This window comes from Virgibacillus sp. AGTR (assembly GCF_016919725.2).
Lineage (GTDB): Bacteria > Bacillota > Bacilli > Bacillales > Amphibacillaceae > Virgibacillus > Virgibacillus salarius.
This window is the reverse complement of the sequence record NZ_JAJERH010000018.1, coordinates 1-17,504: the sequence shown is the minus strand read 5'-3', so window position 1 is coordinate 17,504 and position 17,504 is coordinate 1. Positions and strand designations below refer to the sequence as shown.

At 35.5% G+C, this 17,504-nt stretch carries 16 protein-coding genes; 10 read left to right on the top strand and 6 right to left on the bottom strand.

Going from position 1 to position 17,504, the window contains the following annotated elements:
- Window positions 1-85: 85 nt before the first annotated feature.
- From gyrB to dnaA, 6 genes are all read right to left on the bottom strand, one after another.
- On the bottom strand, window positions 86-2,011 hold the full coding sequence (gene gyrB, locus JUJ52_RS09105) for a DNA topoisomerase (ATP-hydrolyzing) subunit B (RefSeq protein WP_026680126.1): 1,926 nt from the start codon (window positions 2,009-2,011) through the stop codon (window positions 86-88).
- Between the two features lie 16 nt (window positions 2,012-2,027).
- A complete protein-coding gene (remB, locus tag JUJ52_RS09100; RefSeq protein WP_026680125.1) occupies window positions 2,028-2,327 on the bottom strand; it encodes an extracellular matrix regulator RemB in 300 nt (99 codons plus the stop codon).
- 15 nt (window positions 2,328-2,342) lie between these two features.
- A complete protein-coding gene (recF, locus tag JUJ52_RS09095) occupies window positions 2,343-3,455 on the bottom strand; it encodes a DNA replication/repair protein RecF (protein ID WP_026680124.1) in 1,113 nt (370 codons plus the stop codon).
- A gap of 275 nt (window positions 3,456-3,730) precedes the next feature.
- On the bottom strand, window positions 3,731-3,946 hold the full coding sequence (gene yaaA, locus JUJ52_RS09090) for a S4 domain-containing protein YaaA (protein WP_026680123.1): 216 nt from the start codon (window positions 3,944-3,946) through the stop codon (window positions 3,731-3,733).
- A gap of 262 nt (window positions 3,947-4,208) precedes the next feature.
- The gene (gene dnaN / locus JUJ52_RS09085) at window positions 4,209-5,345 is read right to left on the bottom strand and encodes a DNA polymerase III subunit beta (protein ID WP_166530510.1); all 1,137 of its coding nucleotides are present in this window, start codon (window positions 5,343-5,345) and stop codon (window positions 4,209-4,211) included.
- 218 nt (window positions 5,346-5,563) lie between these two features.
- Window positions 5,564-6,907, bottom strand: a complete 1,344-nt coding sequence (gene dnaA / locus JUJ52_RS09080) for a chromosomal replication initiator protein DnaA (protein ID WP_166530511.1) — start codon at window positions 6,905-6,907, stop codon at window positions 5,564-5,566.
- A 711-nt stretch (window positions 6,908-7,618) separates the two neighbouring features.
- Between dnaA and rpmH the strand changes: the two genes are divergently transcribed.
- The 10 genes from rpmH (at window position 7,619) to JUJ52_RS09030 (ending at window position 17,322) form a co-directional block, all read left to right on the top strand.
- Window positions 7,619-7,753 (top strand): 50S ribosomal protein L34, encoded by a 135-nt coding sequence (gene rpmH / locus JUJ52_RS09075; RefSeq protein WP_021290274.1) that lies wholly within the window; start codon window positions 7,619-7,621, stop codon window positions 7,751-7,753.
- Between the two features lie 194 nt (window positions 7,754-7,947).
- Window positions 7,948-8,292, top strand: coding sequence for a ribonuclease P protein component (gene rnpA, locus JUJ52_RS09070; RefSeq protein ID WP_121604244.1), 345 nt, complete (start codon window positions 7,948-7,950; stop codon window positions 8,290-8,292).
- 114 nt (window positions 8,293-8,406) lie between these two features.
- Entirely contained in the window at window positions 8,407-9,177 is a 771-nt protein-coding gene (gene spoIIIJ / locus JUJ52_RS09065) for a YidC family membrane integrase SpoIIIJ (protein ID WP_026680119.1), read from the top strand.
- Window positions 9,174-9,788, top strand: a complete 615-nt coding sequence (gene jag / locus JUJ52_RS09060) for an RNA-binding cell elongation regulator Jag/EloR (protein ID WP_026680118.1) — start codon at window positions 9,174-9,176, stop codon at window positions 9,786-9,788. Before spoIIIJ ends, jag begins: the two co-directional genes overlap by 4 nt.
- Window positions 9,789-10,074: 286 nt before the next feature.
- Window positions 10,075-11,451, top strand: coding sequence for a tRNA uridine-5-carboxymethylaminomethyl(34) synthesis GTPase MnmE (gene mnmE, locus JUJ52_RS09055; protein ID WP_205389374.1), 1,377 nt, complete (start codon window positions 10,075-10,077; stop codon window positions 11,449-11,451).
- A gap of 57 nt (window positions 11,452-11,508) precedes the next feature.
- Window positions 11,509-13,395 (top strand): tRNA uridine-5-carboxymethylaminomethyl(34) synthesis enzyme MnmG, encoded by a 1,887-nt coding sequence (gene mnmG, locus JUJ52_RS09050; RefSeq protein ID WP_205389373.1) that lies wholly within the window; start codon window positions 11,509-11,511, stop codon window positions 13,393-13,395.
- A 112-nt stretch (window positions 13,396-13,507) separates the two neighbouring features.
- A complete protein-coding gene (gene rsmG, locus JUJ52_RS09045) occupies window positions 13,508-14,221 on the top strand; it encodes a 16S rRNA (guanine(527)-N(7))-methyltransferase RsmG (RefSeq protein ID WP_205389372.1) in 714 nt (237 codons plus the stop codon).
- A 438-nt stretch (window positions 14,222-14,659) separates the two neighbouring features.
- A complete protein-coding gene (gene noc, locus JUJ52_RS09040; RefSeq protein ID WP_166530512.1) occupies window positions 14,660-15,535 on the top strand; it encodes a nucleoid occlusion protein in 876 nt (291 codons plus the stop codon).
- A gap of 196 nt (window positions 15,536-15,731) precedes the next feature.
- Complete coding sequence (locus JUJ52_RS09035) at window positions 15,732-16,505, top strand: ParA family protein (protein WP_026680114.1); 774 nt, start codon at window positions 15,732-15,734, stop codon at window positions 16,503-16,505.
- Window positions 16,486-17,322, top strand: coding sequence for a ParB/RepB/Spo0J family partition protein (locus JUJ52_RS09030; protein ID WP_205389371.1), 837 nt, complete (start codon window positions 16,486-16,488; stop codon window positions 17,320-17,322). Before JUJ52_RS09035 ends, JUJ52_RS09030 begins: the two co-directional genes overlap by 20 nt.
- The last annotated feature ends 182 nt before the right edge of the window (window positions 17,323-17,504 follow it).

The following is a 17,504-nucleotide window of genomic DNA, read 5'->3' as shown; positions in this document are numbered from 1 at the left end:
CCTCCATTCACTAGTACAACCAAAACCTATAAAGCCTGAGAAGCTGGCTTTATATTTTATATAACAACGTGGAACGTGGCTTTATCTAAATATCCAAATTCTTTACATATTGGGCATTCTCTTGGATAAAGTTTCTTCGTGGTTCCACTTTATCTCCCATCAGCACATCAAAAATCTGATCAGCGTCAATTGCATCAGATAATTCAACTTGAAGAAGGGTACGTGATTCTGGACTCATTGTTGTTTCCCAAAGTTGCGTTGCATTCATTTCCCCTAAACCTTTATATCGCTGCAAGCCTGGTTTTGGAGCTTTCGGTATTTCCTCTAATATCCGTTCCATCTCTTTGTCATTGTAGGCATAATGAACAGCCTTACCTTGTTGTATCTTGTAAAGAGGTGGCTGCGCAATATAAACATAGCCATGCTCAATAAGTGGGCGCATATAACGATAAAAGAAGGTTAACAATAACGTTCGAATATGGGCACCATCAACATCGGCATCTGTCATAAGCACAATTTTATGATAACGGGCTTTAGTGATATCAAAATCCTCGCCAATCCCTGTACCTAAAGCAGTAATAATCGTTCGCACTTCATTATTTGATAAAATTTTATCAAGCCGCGCTTTTTCTACGTTTAAAATCTTTCCACGTAAAGGTAAGATTGCTTGAAAATGTCGGTCACGTCCTTGTTTAGCAGATCCTCCCGCAGAATCTCCCTCCACAATGTACAATTCACTGATTTTAGCATCCTTTGAAGAACAATCTGCAAGTTTACCAGGTAAATTGGATACTTCCAACGCACTTTTTCTACGTGTCAGTTCACGAGCTTTTTTCGCCGCTGCCCGGGCACGTGAAGCCATTAATCCTTTTTCTACAACGATTTTAGCAACGTTTGGATTTTCGAATAAAAATTTAGAAAAGGTTTCACTAAAAACAGAATCGGTAACTGTCCGTACTTCACTATTACCTAATTTAGTCTTTGTTTGACCTTCAAACTGAGGATCAGGATGTTTAACGGAAACAATTGCTGTCAATCCTTCGCGAACATCGTCTCCAGATAAATTCGGATCATTTTCCTTAAATAAGTTATTCTTTCTAGCATAATCGTTAATCACACGTGTCAATCCTGTTTTAAACCCAGATTCATGCATACCGCCCTCATAGGTATGAATATTATTGGCAAATGAATAGAGATTGCTCGTAAAGCCATCATTGTATTGAATGGCAACTTCTACAGATATCCCTTGCTCTTCTCCTTCAGCATAAAAAGGCTCATGCAAAATTTCCTTTGTGCGATTTATATATTCTACATAAGAGCTAATTCCACCCTCATAATGATAATTAATTGGCTCTGAGTCTGTTCGCTTATCTTCAATGGAAATATTGATTCCCTTATTTAGAAATGCTAACTCTCTAAGTCGTTGAGATAACGTATCAAAATTATACGTCGTGGTTTCGTTAAAGATTTCTGGATCAGGATTGAAATGTGTAATTGTTCCCGTAATATCTGTTTCGCCAACTACTTCAATTTCCCCTTGTGGAACACCTTTTTTAAACTGTAAATAATGAATTTTATTATCTCGATGGACATGTACCTCTAAATTAGTAGACAGCGCATTAACAACAGAAGCACCTACGCCATGAAGCCCACCAGAAACCTTATAACCACCACCACCGAACTTTCCTCCGGCATGAAGGACAGTCATAATAACTTCTAAAGCTGGGCGTCCTGTTTTTTTCTGGATATCAACAGGGATACCGCGTCCATTATCCTTTACCGTTATACTATTATCCTTTTCGATAATAACCTCGATCTTATCACAATAGCCAGCTAGGGCTTCATCAATACTGTTATCTACAATTTCCCAGACGAGATGATGCAAGCCTTTTTCACTTGTTGAACCAATATACATTCCGGGACGTTTACGGACCGCTTCTAGCCCTTCAAGTACCTGTATTTGATCTGCATCATAGGCCTGTTCATTCATGATCTTATCTTCCATTGACATGTTTTCACATCCATTTCTAAACTTCTTCGGAATCTAGTTCCTTAATTTCGTCTGAAAAATCATCGAGCTTGCTGATTGTAGATATCATACTTGCTCTTTTTTTCAGAGTAGAGACAGATAAAGTGCTATAATACATCATCTCTTTCGTAATCATGACTGATTTTGCATGTTCAATCGGTCCAGCTACTCGCTTCTCTTTTAATGATTCTGTCATTAACTCTTCCATAATGGTTGATGATGAAATTAAATGATAATCAATAATAGCAACAACATCACTCGAGTGAATAACGGTATCATTTCCAATATGAATAAACATCTGTATCCCCCCACATTATGCTTCTACTTTTCCTTCCTGCACACGAAAGATTTCCGCTTTTTCTAATGTTTCATGATTAATGCCATCAACACTTGTGGTGGATACGAAGGTCTGAACTTTACCATGAATGGTGTTTAAAAGATGAGATTGTCGGAAATCATCTAGTTCGCTTAACACATCATCCAACAATAAAATGGGGTATTCTCCTACCTCACTATAAATTAATTCAATCTCTGCTAGTTTTACAGATAAAGCTGCTGTTCGCTGCTGTCCTTGTGATCCATAGGTTTGTACGTCTCTATGATTAACATAAAACAGCAGATCGTCACGATGCGGGCCAATTAATGTTGTCCCTCTCTCGATCTCTTTTTCTTGAATGCTTTTGAATTTTTCACAGTATATATCTTCTATTTTCTCCTTATTTGCTTCTTCTGATACTTCTATTGTCGGAGAATACTTTATTTCCAGACTTTCAAGTTGACGACTAATACCATAATGTATCGGACTAGCCCATTTTCTTAATAAATCCAAAAAAACAAACCGCCTTTCCAATAGAGTTGCGGCATGTTCTGCGAGCTGCTCTGTTAAAACCTGCAACATCGTAGTATCTTGATCCGATCTGCGTTGCAATTGTTTTAGAACAGAATTACGTTGTTTAAGGATTTTTTGGTACTGTCCTAAATGATAGATGTAACGAGGCTGTATTTGGCCAAGTTCCATATCAATGAAACGTCTGCGAATTTGTGGTGCTCCTTTTACAAGTGTTAAATCCTCTGGAGCAAACATAACAACATTTAGCGCTCCTATATAATCACTTAACCGCTTTTGTTCCAATCGATTTAACTTCGCCTTTTTCCCTTTTGAGGAGATTACGATTTCTAGCGGAAAAGATTGTTTTCTTTTAGTAATTCTACCTTCTATTTTAGCATATTCTTCATCCCATTTGATCAATTCCTTTTCTCTAGGAGTTCGATGGGACTTTGTAAAGGCAAGCAGGTAGATAGCCTCCATTAAATTCGTTTTCCCCTGCGCATTTTCACCGATAATTACATTTATCTTATCATCAAATGATATATCCAATTTATGGTAATTACGGTAATTTTTTAATTGTAGCTTTTCAATATGCATAGTTAATCCTCTTCTAATCATAAAAAATTATGATTCCATCCTTTTAACGTAGGTAATCTATTGAAATAACGTTTTTCGAAAACAGATTTTTATGAATGACGGCTTGCTGATGCCTGTTAAATTCTTCCTAGTAATGAGATTGCAAAGCAGCAAAAATAGCTTGAACCTGAACGAATTGCAGACGCAGAATGAAAAAAGCTGCGTCAGAAACAAGCAAGTTTTATTTTAACCGTCAAAATCATTTTCTAAGACTCTATATGTTAATTCATTTTTTATCAATCTGTAACGAGAAAAGACCCGATTTCCTCAATCTTCACCACATCACCAGGATATAGCTTTCTCCCTCGCCTATGTTCTCGTTCACCATTAACTAAGACGCCAACATCTTGTAAATAAGCTTTTACCATACCACCAGATTCTAAAACATTGGCAAGCTTGATGAATTGGCCTAAGGAGATATATTCCGTTCGTATAGTTATTTTTTCAGGCATATTATATTATCACTCTTTTAGGTCATATTTGTAAAACACGTATCTATTTATCCTCTATTCTTATTTTACTAAAGATTTTCCATTAAGGAAAGGTATGACCCTTTATATCCTAAAATAATCGCTTATTTAGGCTAAAAATCACTTATACAGATGTAAAAAGCCCTTATCTTCGTCCGATAAGAGCTTTTTATTAAATTTTACGCTGAAATATCAAAGTGATTGTTAATTTTTTGATTAAATTAACGGAAAGCATGAGCTATTTTTAGTATGTTCTCACAGGTACAATTAACTGCAGGATAGAGTCTTCATTTGCTGGATGAATAATAAATGGTCGTAGCGCTCCAGTGAATTCGATATTCACATCCTCAAATTCAATGGCTTTCAATGCATCCATCATGTATTTAGAACTAAATGAAATCTTTAACTCTTCTCCCTCTATTGAAGATACCGTAACTTCTTCTGTAACATTTCCAACTTCTGGATGATTACTTGCAATTTCTACTAGCTGATCACCTTGTGTAGTTAAACGAACTACATTATTGCGTTCTTCTTTAGCTAATAGGGAAGCACGATCAATTGTACTTAATAATTCTTTCGTTTTAACATGCAATACCGTTTTGCTTTGATCAGGAATCAACCGAGAGGTTTCTGGATAATTACCGTCTAATAAACGGGATAAGAAATTCAAATGTTTTGTTCGGAATAAAATTTGATTACTAGTTACACTAATTTCAACCTTATCCTCTGTATCATCTAAGATTTTGTTTAATTCATTTAGACTTTTTCCCGGAACAACAACATTAGAAAATTCATTGGTAGTATCTGCTACTGGTATCGTTCTAGAAGCTAGTCGATGACTATCTGTCGCTGTAAATGTAAGTGTTTGATTTTCTAATTTTACATTTACACCCGTTAAGATTGGTCGAGTTTCCATTGTGGATACAGCAAATACCGTTTGTTTAATTAAGCTCTTTAGTAAATCAATTGGTAGTTCAAAACTATCATCTGTCTGTAATTTAGGTAATTGTGGATATTCTGTAGCATCTTGTCCATTTAAATTAAATTCTGCTTTTCCTGAGCGAATGGTTACTTTTAAGTTTTCATCTGCATGTATTTCTATCGTCTTTTCAGGAAGTTTGCGAACAATGTCTGGGAAATACTTCGCTTGTAGTACAATACTTCCTTCTTCAATGTACTCAACATTAACCGTACCGTTTTCTTCAGCAGGAATATAGGACTCAATAGATATATCAGAATCACTTCCTGTTAAGGTTATACCGTCTTGTCTAGCTTCAATTTTTATTCCAGTTAATATAGGAATAACCGTTCTAGATGAAATAGCCTTCATTACATTTTGAACACTTGCTATTAATTGATCTCGCTGAATGATAAATTTCATGAAATAAATCCTCCTAGTGGAAGTTCTTTTTAATTATATTATTTTATAAAAATATAGTAATAATAATAATAAGGGCTGTGATTATGTGGATAAATCTGTTTTTGTCAATGCGCTAAGGTTATTCACATGTGGACAACTTGTTTATAAGGTTGTCTCTGTTTTCCACAGTTTTCACAGGATCTTTAATTAGCTGAAAATGAGAAAGTGAGAGTTATAATTTAAAGTGATTTTAATTGCTCTTTCAATTCTTCAAGTTCTTTTGCTAATTGCGTATCCTTTTCCATCAACTTTGATACTTTTTCATGAGCATGAATTACTGTAGTATGATCTCGCCCACCGAACTCTTCACCAATTTTTGGTAAGGATGCGTCTGTCATTTCTCGAGATAGATACATAGCAATCTGGCGTGGAAAAGCAATCGATTTTGTCCGTTTTTTGGCAATAAAATCTTCTAATCGTACATTATATTTTGCTCCAACCGTTTCTTGAATGCTCTGGATAGTTATTATCTTTGGTTGATTACTAGGAATAATATCTTTTAAAGCATCAGCAGCTAGTGATGCATCAATATCTTGATTAACTAAGGATGAATAAGCAACAATTCGAATAAGCGCACCTTCTAGCTCGCGAATATTCGTATCAATTTGATTAGCGATATAAAGCATAACCTCATTTGGAATGTCGAGTCCTTCTGCTTTTGCTTTTTTTGTTAAGATAGCAATTCTGGTCTCTAAATCCGGTGGTGTAATATCTGTAATTAATCCCCATTCAAAGCGAGAGCGAAGCCTGTCCTCTAAAGTTGGAATCTCTTTTGGTGGCCGATCACTTGAAATAATTATTTGTTTATTATCGTCATGTAATGCATTAAATGTATGGAAAAATTCTTCCTGTGTCGATTCCTTACCTGCTATAAATTGAATATCATCAATTAGCAGAACATCAACATTACGATATTTATTACGAAAGTTAACTGTTTTATTATCCATAATTGCGTTAATAAATTCGTTTGTAAATTTCTCAGAAGATAGATAAACGACCTTTGCGTTTGGATTATGATCACGTACATAATGTCCAATGGCATGCATTAAATGTGTTTTCCCTAGACCTACTCCTCCATATATAAACAACGGGTTATATGCTTGTGCTGGTGCCTCAGCTACAGCCAAGGATGCAGCATGAGCGAATCTGTTTCCAGCACCAATAACAAACGTATCAAAGGTATATTTTGCATTTAACATGGATTTAGGTGCTTCATTAGGATCGTCTTTTGGCTTTTGCTTCTGTGTAGGTTCGAAGTTATCAATCGACGTACTTGTATTCGGAAGTATAAATTTAGCAACAATATCTGAACCAGTTATTTCTGATAGAATCTCGGAAATAAGCTTTGTGTATTGATTTTCAAGCCAATCTCTAGCAAATTCATTTGGTGCGGAAACAATAAGTGTATTGTTTTCGATGGTTTCTGCTTTTGTGTTCTTTAACCATGTATCAAAGCTCGGCTTACTAATTTTTTCTTCAATTCTCTCTAAGGTAGCTATCCATATTTCCTGTATATTCTCCAAGCAGAATTTCACTCCTTTCACTGTAATAAATGTCATCCACTTCCAATTATCGATGTTTCTATTAGGAACCATTTATGTTAATTAATGAGTATTTACGTAAAGACTGCATACTGCTCCAATTAATGAGTAATAATGACATAAAAAGCCTCTCTCAATCTTTTAAAGATGGAAAGGCAAGATAAATAGAATTTACGTTTAGGTCTACTTCCAATTGTATTTAAAATTGAAGGGTTAAAATGGTATAACAAAAATAATATTGGTGTGGATAAATAAATATAGGTGGAATAAGCTTTGAATTAATTATAAACGTTGTCCACAGCTTTGTTGATAACAACATAAACAATCATGTTAACAAGTATCCACAAGTTATCCACAGTTTGTGTATAACTAGAATTTCAGTTTTCTTTTTTCACAAGTTAAACACAAATATAATATCAGAAAAACCCTTTGAATGCAATGGGGTTTCGACAGTTATCCACAAAGTCCATCGGTTGTAGACAATTATTGTCCACACCACTATATTTTGTGATTTTCCTGTCGATATATGTTGTGGATAGCAAATAAGACTCGATTATTTCCAAACAGTAGGGTGTGGATAGTTTAAATTAGAAGTGAGTTGACAGATGGAAGTATTTTTACGTATAATTACAAAGACTGTCTATTGACTGTTTAATAAAAGATTATTTCATCCCTTAGGGAGGTGCAGGATAAATGAAAAGAACGTATCAACCAAATAATCGCAAACGTAAAAAAGTACACGGCTTTCGCTCACGTATGAGTACTAAAAACGGACGTAAAGTATTGGCTCGTCGTCGTCGTAAAGGAAGAAAAGTCTTGTCTGCATAGGCCACTGAATAATCAGTGGTCTTTTTTCCACTTTAGACATATTGTTTATAGATAGAAGTGGGTTAATGTGTTATTACCACTTATAAGTTGGGCAGCTTAAGAATAGAAGAATGATATTTCTTCTATAATTATACATAGAAAAGACCAGAATCAGGGACAAGCTGATAAGTGGTATACGTAATAAGGTGATATAGATGAAGAAAGAATTTCGAATTAAAAAGAATGAAGAATTTCAATATACGTTTAAGTGTGGTAAATCTTTTGCAAACAGACAACTCGTCATCTATTATGTAGAGAAAAAGGGGCAGAATCATTTCAGAATTGGGTTATCTGTTGGAAAAAAGATAGGAAATGCGGTAACAAGAAATCGAATTAAGCGTTATTTACGTCAGTCTTTTCAAGAATTAGAGGAAAAAATTGCGTATCCACATGATATTGTAATCATTGCCAGACACCCTGCAAAACAGATGGAATATCATGAAATCAAAAAAAGCTTGACACATCTTTTATATAAAGAACGATTGTTAAAAAATCAATAAATTTAATATAGAATCTTAGGTTTGTTTAGGTTAAAATAACTCTTAGGATAAGCTATTTGAATATTCGTTGATAGAAAAGAGTTAGCTCTTTTATTTTAGTTAGGAGGAAAAGTGTTGCGTAAAAAGTTTTGGTTGCTGGTAACTTTAATTGGTCTGCTAGCAATACTTTCTGGTTGTACCGATGTAAATGAACCTATCACGGAAGAAAGTGAAGGTATCTGGAATAAATATTTCGTCTTTCCAGTATCCATGCTAATCACATATTTTGCAGAATTATTTAATGAAAACTACGGTCTAGCGATTGTAATCGTTACTATTTTAGTAAGGCTAGTACTGCTACCACTAAATGTGAAACAATTAAAGAGTTCAAAAGCTATGCAGGATATTCAGCCTAAGTTGAAGGAACTGCAACAGAAATATAGCTCGAAAGATGCAAATACACAGCAAAAACTACAGCAGGAAACAATGGCATTATTTCAAAAGAATGGGGTAAATCCGCTTGCAGGGTGCTTACCAATATTTATTCAAATGCCTATTTTAATTGCCATGTATCATGCAATTATGCGTACGGAATCCATCAAAACACATAGTTTTCTGTGGTTTGAGCTAGGTGCGCCGGATCCATTTTTCATTTTACCGATTATTGCTGCAGCAGCTACGTGGTTCCAGCAAAAATTGATGATGTCAGGAAGTCCAGCCGCTCAAAATCCACAAATGATGGTTATGCTTTATGTGATGCCTATTATGATTGGTGTTTTTGCAATATTCTTCCCAGCAGCATTGGCGTTATATTGGGTAGTAGGGAATATCTTTATGGTTGCCCAAACACTATTTATCCGTAAACCAATGATGGCTGATAAAAGTAATGGAGGAGACAAAAAGTGAGAGAAATAACTGCTAGTGGACAAACGGTTGAAGAAGCGGTCCAATCAGCATTAGAGCAGTTAAATACAACAAGGGACCAAGTCGAAATCGACGTGATTGATGAAGGAAAAAAAGGGTTACTAGGTGTTTTCGGGTCCAAACGCGCTTTTGTAAAGGTATCGACTGTCAAAAATCAGATAGAAGAAACGGAAAAATATTTACAGCAAATCATAAAACAGATGCATATAGATGCTACGATTTTTACAAAGGTAGAGGAAAATCATGTAACCTATGATGTACAGGGTGATAATATAGCTTTACTTATTGGAAAAAGAGGACAAACTTTAAATGCCTTACAATATTTACTACATCTTGTTATCAATAAAGAAGGAAAGCAATATTATACGGTGACACTAGATGCTGAAGGTTATCGGGGACGTAGAAAAGAGACACTTGAGTCGCTTGCGTTAAAAATGGCAGATAAGGCTATCCGCATGAATAAAAAGGTAGCTTTGGAGCCAATGCCTGCCTTCGAACGTAAAATTATTCATAGTGTGCTACAAGCAAATGAAGAAGTTTCGACATATTCTGATGGTAAAGAGCCACATCGTCATATTGTAATACAGCCTTAATATGGCTAGTAAGAAATAAATCAAAAATTATCCGCTTAGTGCCAAACTAGGCGGAATTTTTTTTGAAAAAGGGTAGCATTATTTTGACAGATTGTGTACAATTCACGAAGCAGGAAGCGTATATCGAATAAAGTTATCCACATGTGCATAAACCTTATCACGTTTAGCAGGGATGTGTTGTGGATAACTTTATTTTTATTAAAAAGTATGATATTCTATTAAGTTAGTGACGATAAAAATAATTATACGTTCTATATATATAACTTTATGTTGGAGGTGAAGAGCAATGGAAACAGATACAATTACTGCAATATCCACACCGATTGGTGAAGGGGCGATAGCAATTGTCCGATTAAGTGGTCCTGAAGCAATTTCAATAACTACGGAAATATTCAAAGGCAATGATTTAAAGCAGGTAGCGTCACATACTATTAACTATGGGAAAATTATCGATCCACAATCAAATGAGATTGCTGAGGAAGTAATGGTTTCTGTGATGCGAGCGCCGAAAACATTTACACGTGAAGATGTAGTTGAAATTAACTGTCATGGTGGAATGGTTGCTGTAAATCGTGTGCTGGAAATTATATTGAGTAAAGGAGCACGTTTAGCAGAGCCTGGTGAGTTTACCAAACGAGCCTTTCTACATGGCAGAATAGATTTGTCTCAAGCTGAGGCGGTAATGGATTTAATCCGGGCTAAAACAGACAAAGCAATGTCTGTAGCTCTAAAACAAATGGATGGTCGTTTGTCTACTTTAATTGAGCGTCTACGACAGGATTTATTGGAAACAGTTGCTCATGTTGAGGTGAATATTGATTATCCTGAATATGATGATGTGGAAGAAATGTCACATGAAATGATGCGTAAGAAGACAAAAGAAGTTCATGCAGAAATAGAGAAGCTGTTACAGGTTGCTAAACAAGGCAAAATATTAAGAGAAGGCTTAGCAACGGCTATTATTGGTAGACCAAATGTCGGTAAGTCTTCGTTAATGAATACACTGGTTCAAGAAAATAAGGCCATTGTAACAGAAATACCAGGGACAACACGGGATATTATTGAAGAGTATGTAAACGTAAGAGGTGTTCCACTACGTTTGGTAGATACAGCAGGTATTAGAGAAACAGAAGATATTGTTGAGAAGATTGGTGTGGAACGCTCTAGACAGGTATTAAAAGAGTCTGATTTGATTTTATTTGTTTTGAACTATAACGATGATTTAACAGAGGAAGACGAAAAATTATTTACAGCAATACAGGGACTTAATTATATTGTAATAATTAATAAGACAGACCTTGAGCAAAAATTGGATTTAGAGCGGGTAAAAGTGCTAGCAGAGGATAAACCAGTTGTCACTACCTCATTAATTGAAGAAGAAGGTGTAGATGAATTAGAAAATGCGATTTCTAAAACGTTCTTCGAAGGGGAAATTGATACCGGAGATCTAACGTATGTTTCAAATGTACGACATATCCAGTTATTAAAACAAGCCAGCCGTGCATTAGAAGATGCTATCGATGCTCTAAAATTAGAAATGCCTCTGGATATTGTTCAAATTGATGTTACAAGAACATGGGAATTCTTGGGGGAAATTATTGGTGATACAGCAAGTGACAGTTTAATTGATCAGCTGTTTTCACAATTTTGTTTAGGAAAGTAAATAAAAACTATCGTTTTTTTGGTATTGGTAATGAAAATATAGAAAGGATGAAGACCAATGACATATGATGCAGGTCATTATGACGTGATTGTAGTTGGTGCAGGGCATGCTGGAGTAGAAGCAGGTCTCGCTGCAGCAAAAATGGGTGCAAAGACATTAATGCTCACACTCAACCTAGATATGATTGCCTTTATGCCATGTAACCCGTCAATAGGCGGACCTGCTAAAGGTATAGTGGTTCGTGAAATAGATGCACTTGGCGGTGTTATGGCAAAAGTAATTGATAAAACGTATATTCAAATGCGTATGTTAAATACTGGGAAAGGACCAGCTGTGCAGGCTTTGCGTGCACAAGCTGATAAGCCTTTATATATAAAAGAAATGAAACAAATAATTGAAAATGAAAGAAATCTTACACTACGTCAAGGTATGGTAGATCAATTAATTGTCGAAAATGGCATATGTAAAGGTGTTATTACTGAAACGAATGCTGCTTATAGTGCAGAAACAGTTATAATTACTACTGGTACGTTTATGCGTGGGAAAGTTTTAATGGGGGATCTGGAGTATGAGAGTGGTCCTAATAACCAACGCCCAACAATTAAGCTATCCGAAAACTTAGAAGAGCTTGGGTTTGAGATTACTCGCTTTAAAACAGGTACTCCACCAAGAGTAAATAGTCATACCATTGATTATTCAAAAACAGAGATCCAACCAGGTGATGAAAAACCACAAAGTTTTTCTTATGAAACAACGGAATATATTACGGAGCAAATCCCATGTTGGTTAACGTATACAAATGAATTTACACATGAAATAATTAATGAGAATCTATCACTTTCATCCATGTATTCTGGTATGAAAAGGGGAACGGGTCCTCGTTATTGCCCGTCTATTGAAGACAAAATTGTTCGATTTAATGATAAACCTCGTCATCAAATTTTCCTAGAACCAGAAGGAAGAGATACGGAAGAGGTTTATGTACAAGGACTTTCCACATCACTTCCTGAATCCATTCAACATGAAATGGTAAGAAGTGTAGAAGGACTAGAGAATGCAGAAATTATGCGCGCAGGCTATGCAATTGAATATGATGCAATTGTACCAACACAGCTGTGGCCAACCTTGGAAACAAAAAAAATTCCTGGATTGTTTACTGCTGGTCAAATTAACGGTACTTCGGGTTATGAAGAAGCTGCTGCTCAAGGAATTATGGCAGGAATTAATGCCGCAGCAAAAGTATTGGATAAAGAACCAGTTATTCTAGATCGATCCCAAGCTTATATTGGTGTACTAATAGATGATTTAGTAACAAAAGGAACCAATGAGCCCTATCGTCTTCTTACTTCTCGTGCGGAATATCGTCTATTATTAAGACATGATAATGCTGATTTACGAATGACTGAATTAGGCTACCAGCTTGGTCTTATCTCAGAAGAACGCTATGCTAAATTTGTCGAGAAAAATCGACTGGTAGAAGAAGAGAAAATTCGATTGTTCAAGCTAATTATAAAACCTTCTGAAGAGGTAAACTACCTGCTTGAGCAAGCAGGTGCAACACCTCTAAAAGAAGCTATAAAAGCTTATGATTTATTGAAGCGTCCAGAATTATCGTATGATTTATTAGCATCTATTATCCAAGCAGATCCCAAATTATCCGCTGAAGTAACGGAACAGGTCGGTATTCAAATAAAATATGAAGGCTATATCAAAAAAGCAAATGAACAAGTAGAGCGTATGCTTAAGATGGAAGATAAGAAAATTCCAGTAGATATTGATTATGATGATATTAGTGGAATAGCTACAGAAGCAAAAGAAAAGCTTAAAAAGGTAAGACCACTATCCGTAGGTCAAGCGTCACGAATTTCAGGGGTCAATCCTGCAGATATATCCATTTTAATCGTATATATTGAACAAGGAAATATCGCTCGTTTGGCGAATTAGTATTTGACTGACAGTGGACTGATGCAGGAGTGTTTAGGATATTTCAGGTTACAGAAAGGTATACAGCTGTTATTCCTTTCTGTAACACCCTCTACATAAGGAGTTAAACGGTATGAACCCAGAACAATTTGTACAAGCTTTAAGGATAAAAGGAATCGATCTAAATCAACAGCAGCAGGAACAATTTGCTATCTATTATCGTACGTTAGTTGAATGGAATGAAAAAATAAATCTTACTGGTTTAATAGAAGAAAAGGATGTCTACTTAAAGCATTTTTATGATTCCATAAGTGCGGCCTTTTATTATGATTTCACTACAGACTTAACTATCTGTGATGTCGGAGCAGGGGCAGGATTTCCCAGTATTCCTTTAAAGATATGTTTTCCGCAGCTTAAAGTAACGATTGTGGATTCATTAAAAAAACGTATCGGCTTTTTAAATCACTTAGCAACGGAGTTAGCATTAGATAACGTTGCTTTTTATCATGATCGTGCCGAGAATTTCGGGAAGAACCAATTTCGAGAATCGTTTGATATAGTAACAGCAAGAGCTGTCGCCCGTATGTCCGTGCTATGTGAATTGTGTTTACCATTAACTAAAAAGCATGGAGTTTTTCTTGCTATGAAGGGATTAAAGGCAAAGGATGAAGTAGGACAAGCAAAATCGGCAGTTGAGTTATTAGGTGGAAAATTAATGCATACATACACATTTGCTTTGCCTGAAGAAGCTAGCGAACGATCTATTATAGAGATTAAAAAAGTAAGAAAAACACCTAAGAAGTATCCAAGAAAAGCTGGCTTACCAAACAAAGAGCCAATTGAATAAGCTATCATTACTTGCATGTATGAACTTTAGCGATCAAAGCATTATTTTTAAAATAGGCTGATTGGATATTCTTTGGTTAAAAAATGTGATAAAATATAAGCTGATGCACTATCATCCAGCAACATGTACATGGGTGTGTAGTTTTTATACAAGCGCAGTAGCATTTTTGCTGCAGCGTTTTTTCTTAAGCGATATGAACGTATAAGTGATGAAATGTCTAGATTTACTGCCTTTTTTATAGGTCTTTAGCACTTTCCTTAAGGAAATAAAAGATTTGTAAAGGCATGTTGGGAGTAGTCAAGTTGCCCCGCGCTTTTCTTATGAATACCTTTTCCTGTGCTATAATAATGATAGATTCATATAAAATGTTTCACGTGAAACATTTTATATTTTATACATAGATAAGCATATCAAGTACAATAGAGGTGGTGTGGGATTATGGTGAAGCCCTTTAACCGATTTTTTGGAATAGGTGATAAATCTGAAGCGGATTCAGATGCTGAAATGGAATCGTTTCATCCTGATGAAGTTATTCAGATTCCTATCAATCATATAGAGGCCAATCGATTTCAACCAAGATCGATTTTTAGTGAAGAAAAAATAAAAGAACTCGCACAGACAATTCATACGCATGGAATGATTCAACCAATCGTCGTACGTAAGTTAGAGGTGGATGGCGAGGAAGAAAAATATGAGTTAATAGCTGGGGAACGCAGATGGAGAGCAGTGCAATCATTGGGATGGGAATACATCTCAGCTATCATTCGTGAAATGACAGATGCTGAAACTGCCTCAGTAGCATTAATTGAGAACTTGCAACGAGAGGAATTAACAGTTATAGAAGAGGCAACTGCTTACGCTAGACTATTGGAAATACATTCATTAACGCAGGAAGCATTAGCACAACGTTTAGGCAAGAATCAATCTACAATTGCTAATAAGCTTCGTTTATTAAAATTGCCACAGCCCGTACAAGAGGCATTATTGGGTAAATACATCACAGAAAGACATGCACGCGCACTCATTAAATTAAAAGATGAAGAAAAGCAGATTAAATTATTACAAGATATTTTGGATAATGACCTAAATGTTAAACAAACAGAAGATCGAATTAAAAAATTAAATGAGCAACAATCTATAACGAAAAAGAAAGCGCCAAAGAGAAAAGGATTCAATAAGGATATTCGAATTGCAATGAACACCATTAGACAGTCTTTAAATATGGTGTCAGATACGGGAGTAGAAGTTGAATCAGATGAACAGGATTTAGACGATTACTACCAAATCACAATAAAAATACCTAAAAAGAAGTAAAGCTATTATACATTGAAATAATTACATGTACAGCCCATCTTTTACAAAAAAGATGGGTATTTTGCACATGAATAGTTAAAACACGGAAAATGGTGCAATTTTGGATTATGAAATAGAAACAAAACATAAATAAGTCGCCCATTGCATAAAAAAAGTGATAAAATAGAAAGTATATAGTTTTAGGGTAGGTGTCAACATGGGAAAAATAATGTCCATCGCAAATCAAAAAGGTGGCGTAGGAAAAACAACTTCATCGGTGAATTTAAGTGCTTGTCTTGCACATTTGGGCAACAATGTACTTCTTGTTGATGTAGATCCCCAGGGAAATGCAACAAGTGGTACAGGGGTTAATAAAGCAGATGTGAAAAACTGTATCTATAATGTACTAGTAGAAGATCTACCAGCTGAGGAAGTTTGTATTCCAACAAATGTAGACAACTTAGATATCATACCTGCTACCATTCAGCTTGCTGGTGCAGAAATTGAACTTGTACCAACAATTTCTAGGGAAATAAGATTAAAGAAATCATTAGAAAACTTGAAAGAAAAGTATGATTATATCATTATAGATTGCCCGCCTTCTTTAGGCTTATTAACATTAAATGCATTAACTGCTTCAGATACGGTAATTATTCCAGTACAATGTGAATATTATGCTTTGGAGGGGCTAAGTCAGTTATTGAATACCATTCGACTAGTCCAAAAGCACTTAAATAAGTCACTTATGATAGAAGGGGTACTGTTGACGATGTTAGATGCAAGAACGAATTTGGGTCTTCAGGTAATTGAGGAAGTTAAAAAATATTTTCAGGATAAGGTGTATCAAACGATTGTTCCTAGAAATGTGAGGTTGGGTGAAGCTCCTAGCCATGGACTTCCGATTATAAGTTATGATCCAAAATCAAGAGGGGCAGAAGTATACCTTGAATTAGCGAAGGAAGTGATGGCCAATGGCGAAAGGGTTAGGTAAAGGTATTAATGCTTTTTTTCCAGACATTGAAGAGCATGAAGATGATGTTATTCAGGAAATAGCCATTACTGAATGTAGACCAAATCCATATCAACCACGTAAGACATTTCATGCAGATGCTATTGAGGAGTTAAAAGAATCGATACTAGAATATGGAATCATTCAACCACTCTTAGTACGTAAAAGTATTAAAGGATATGAAATAGTTGTTGGTGAACGAAGATACCGTGCTGCTAAAGAGGCTGGTTTAGAAAAACTTCCTGTCGTCATTAAAGAATTATCGGATGAAAAAATGATGGAGCTTGCCCTATTAGAAAATCTTCAAAGAGAAGATTTAACACCGATTGAAGAGGCGCATGCATACGCCAACTTAATGAATGAATTAAGGATTACCCAAGAAGAGCTATCAAGGAGGTTAGGAAAGAGTCGCTCACATATTGCCAATATCGTTCGGTTACTTTCCTTACCAGATCAGGTGATAGCTTGTATTAACAACGGGGAGCTTTCAATGGGTCATGGACGAGCCTTATTAGGTCTGAAAGATAAAACTAAACTGCAATCACTGATTCAAAAGATACGGAGAGAGAAGCTGAATGTTAGACAAGTAGAGAAGTTAATTATTCAGTTAAATGAAAAACCGGTGAAGAAGAAAGAAAAGCCTAAGAAGGATATTTTCCTTCAGGAGAGAGAATCATACTTAAGAAATAGGCTGGGTACAGCAGTTTCCATTCAGCGCGGTAAACGAAAAGGTAAAATTGAAATTGAGTTTTATAATGATGAAGACTTACAACGAATTATGGATGTATTAGATCAGTGAGCGAGCCACAACATATGATATGATTTTAATAAAAGACTGACAATGAAAAATGTCAGTCTTTTGTTAAAAGATAAGAAAGTATAAAATCAGTGCAATGACTGCGTTAAGCCAAGTAGTTATTTTGAAATTTTGATGTATATTGGCAATGCTCCGACTAATTACTTCGCTTTCCGTGGGCACGG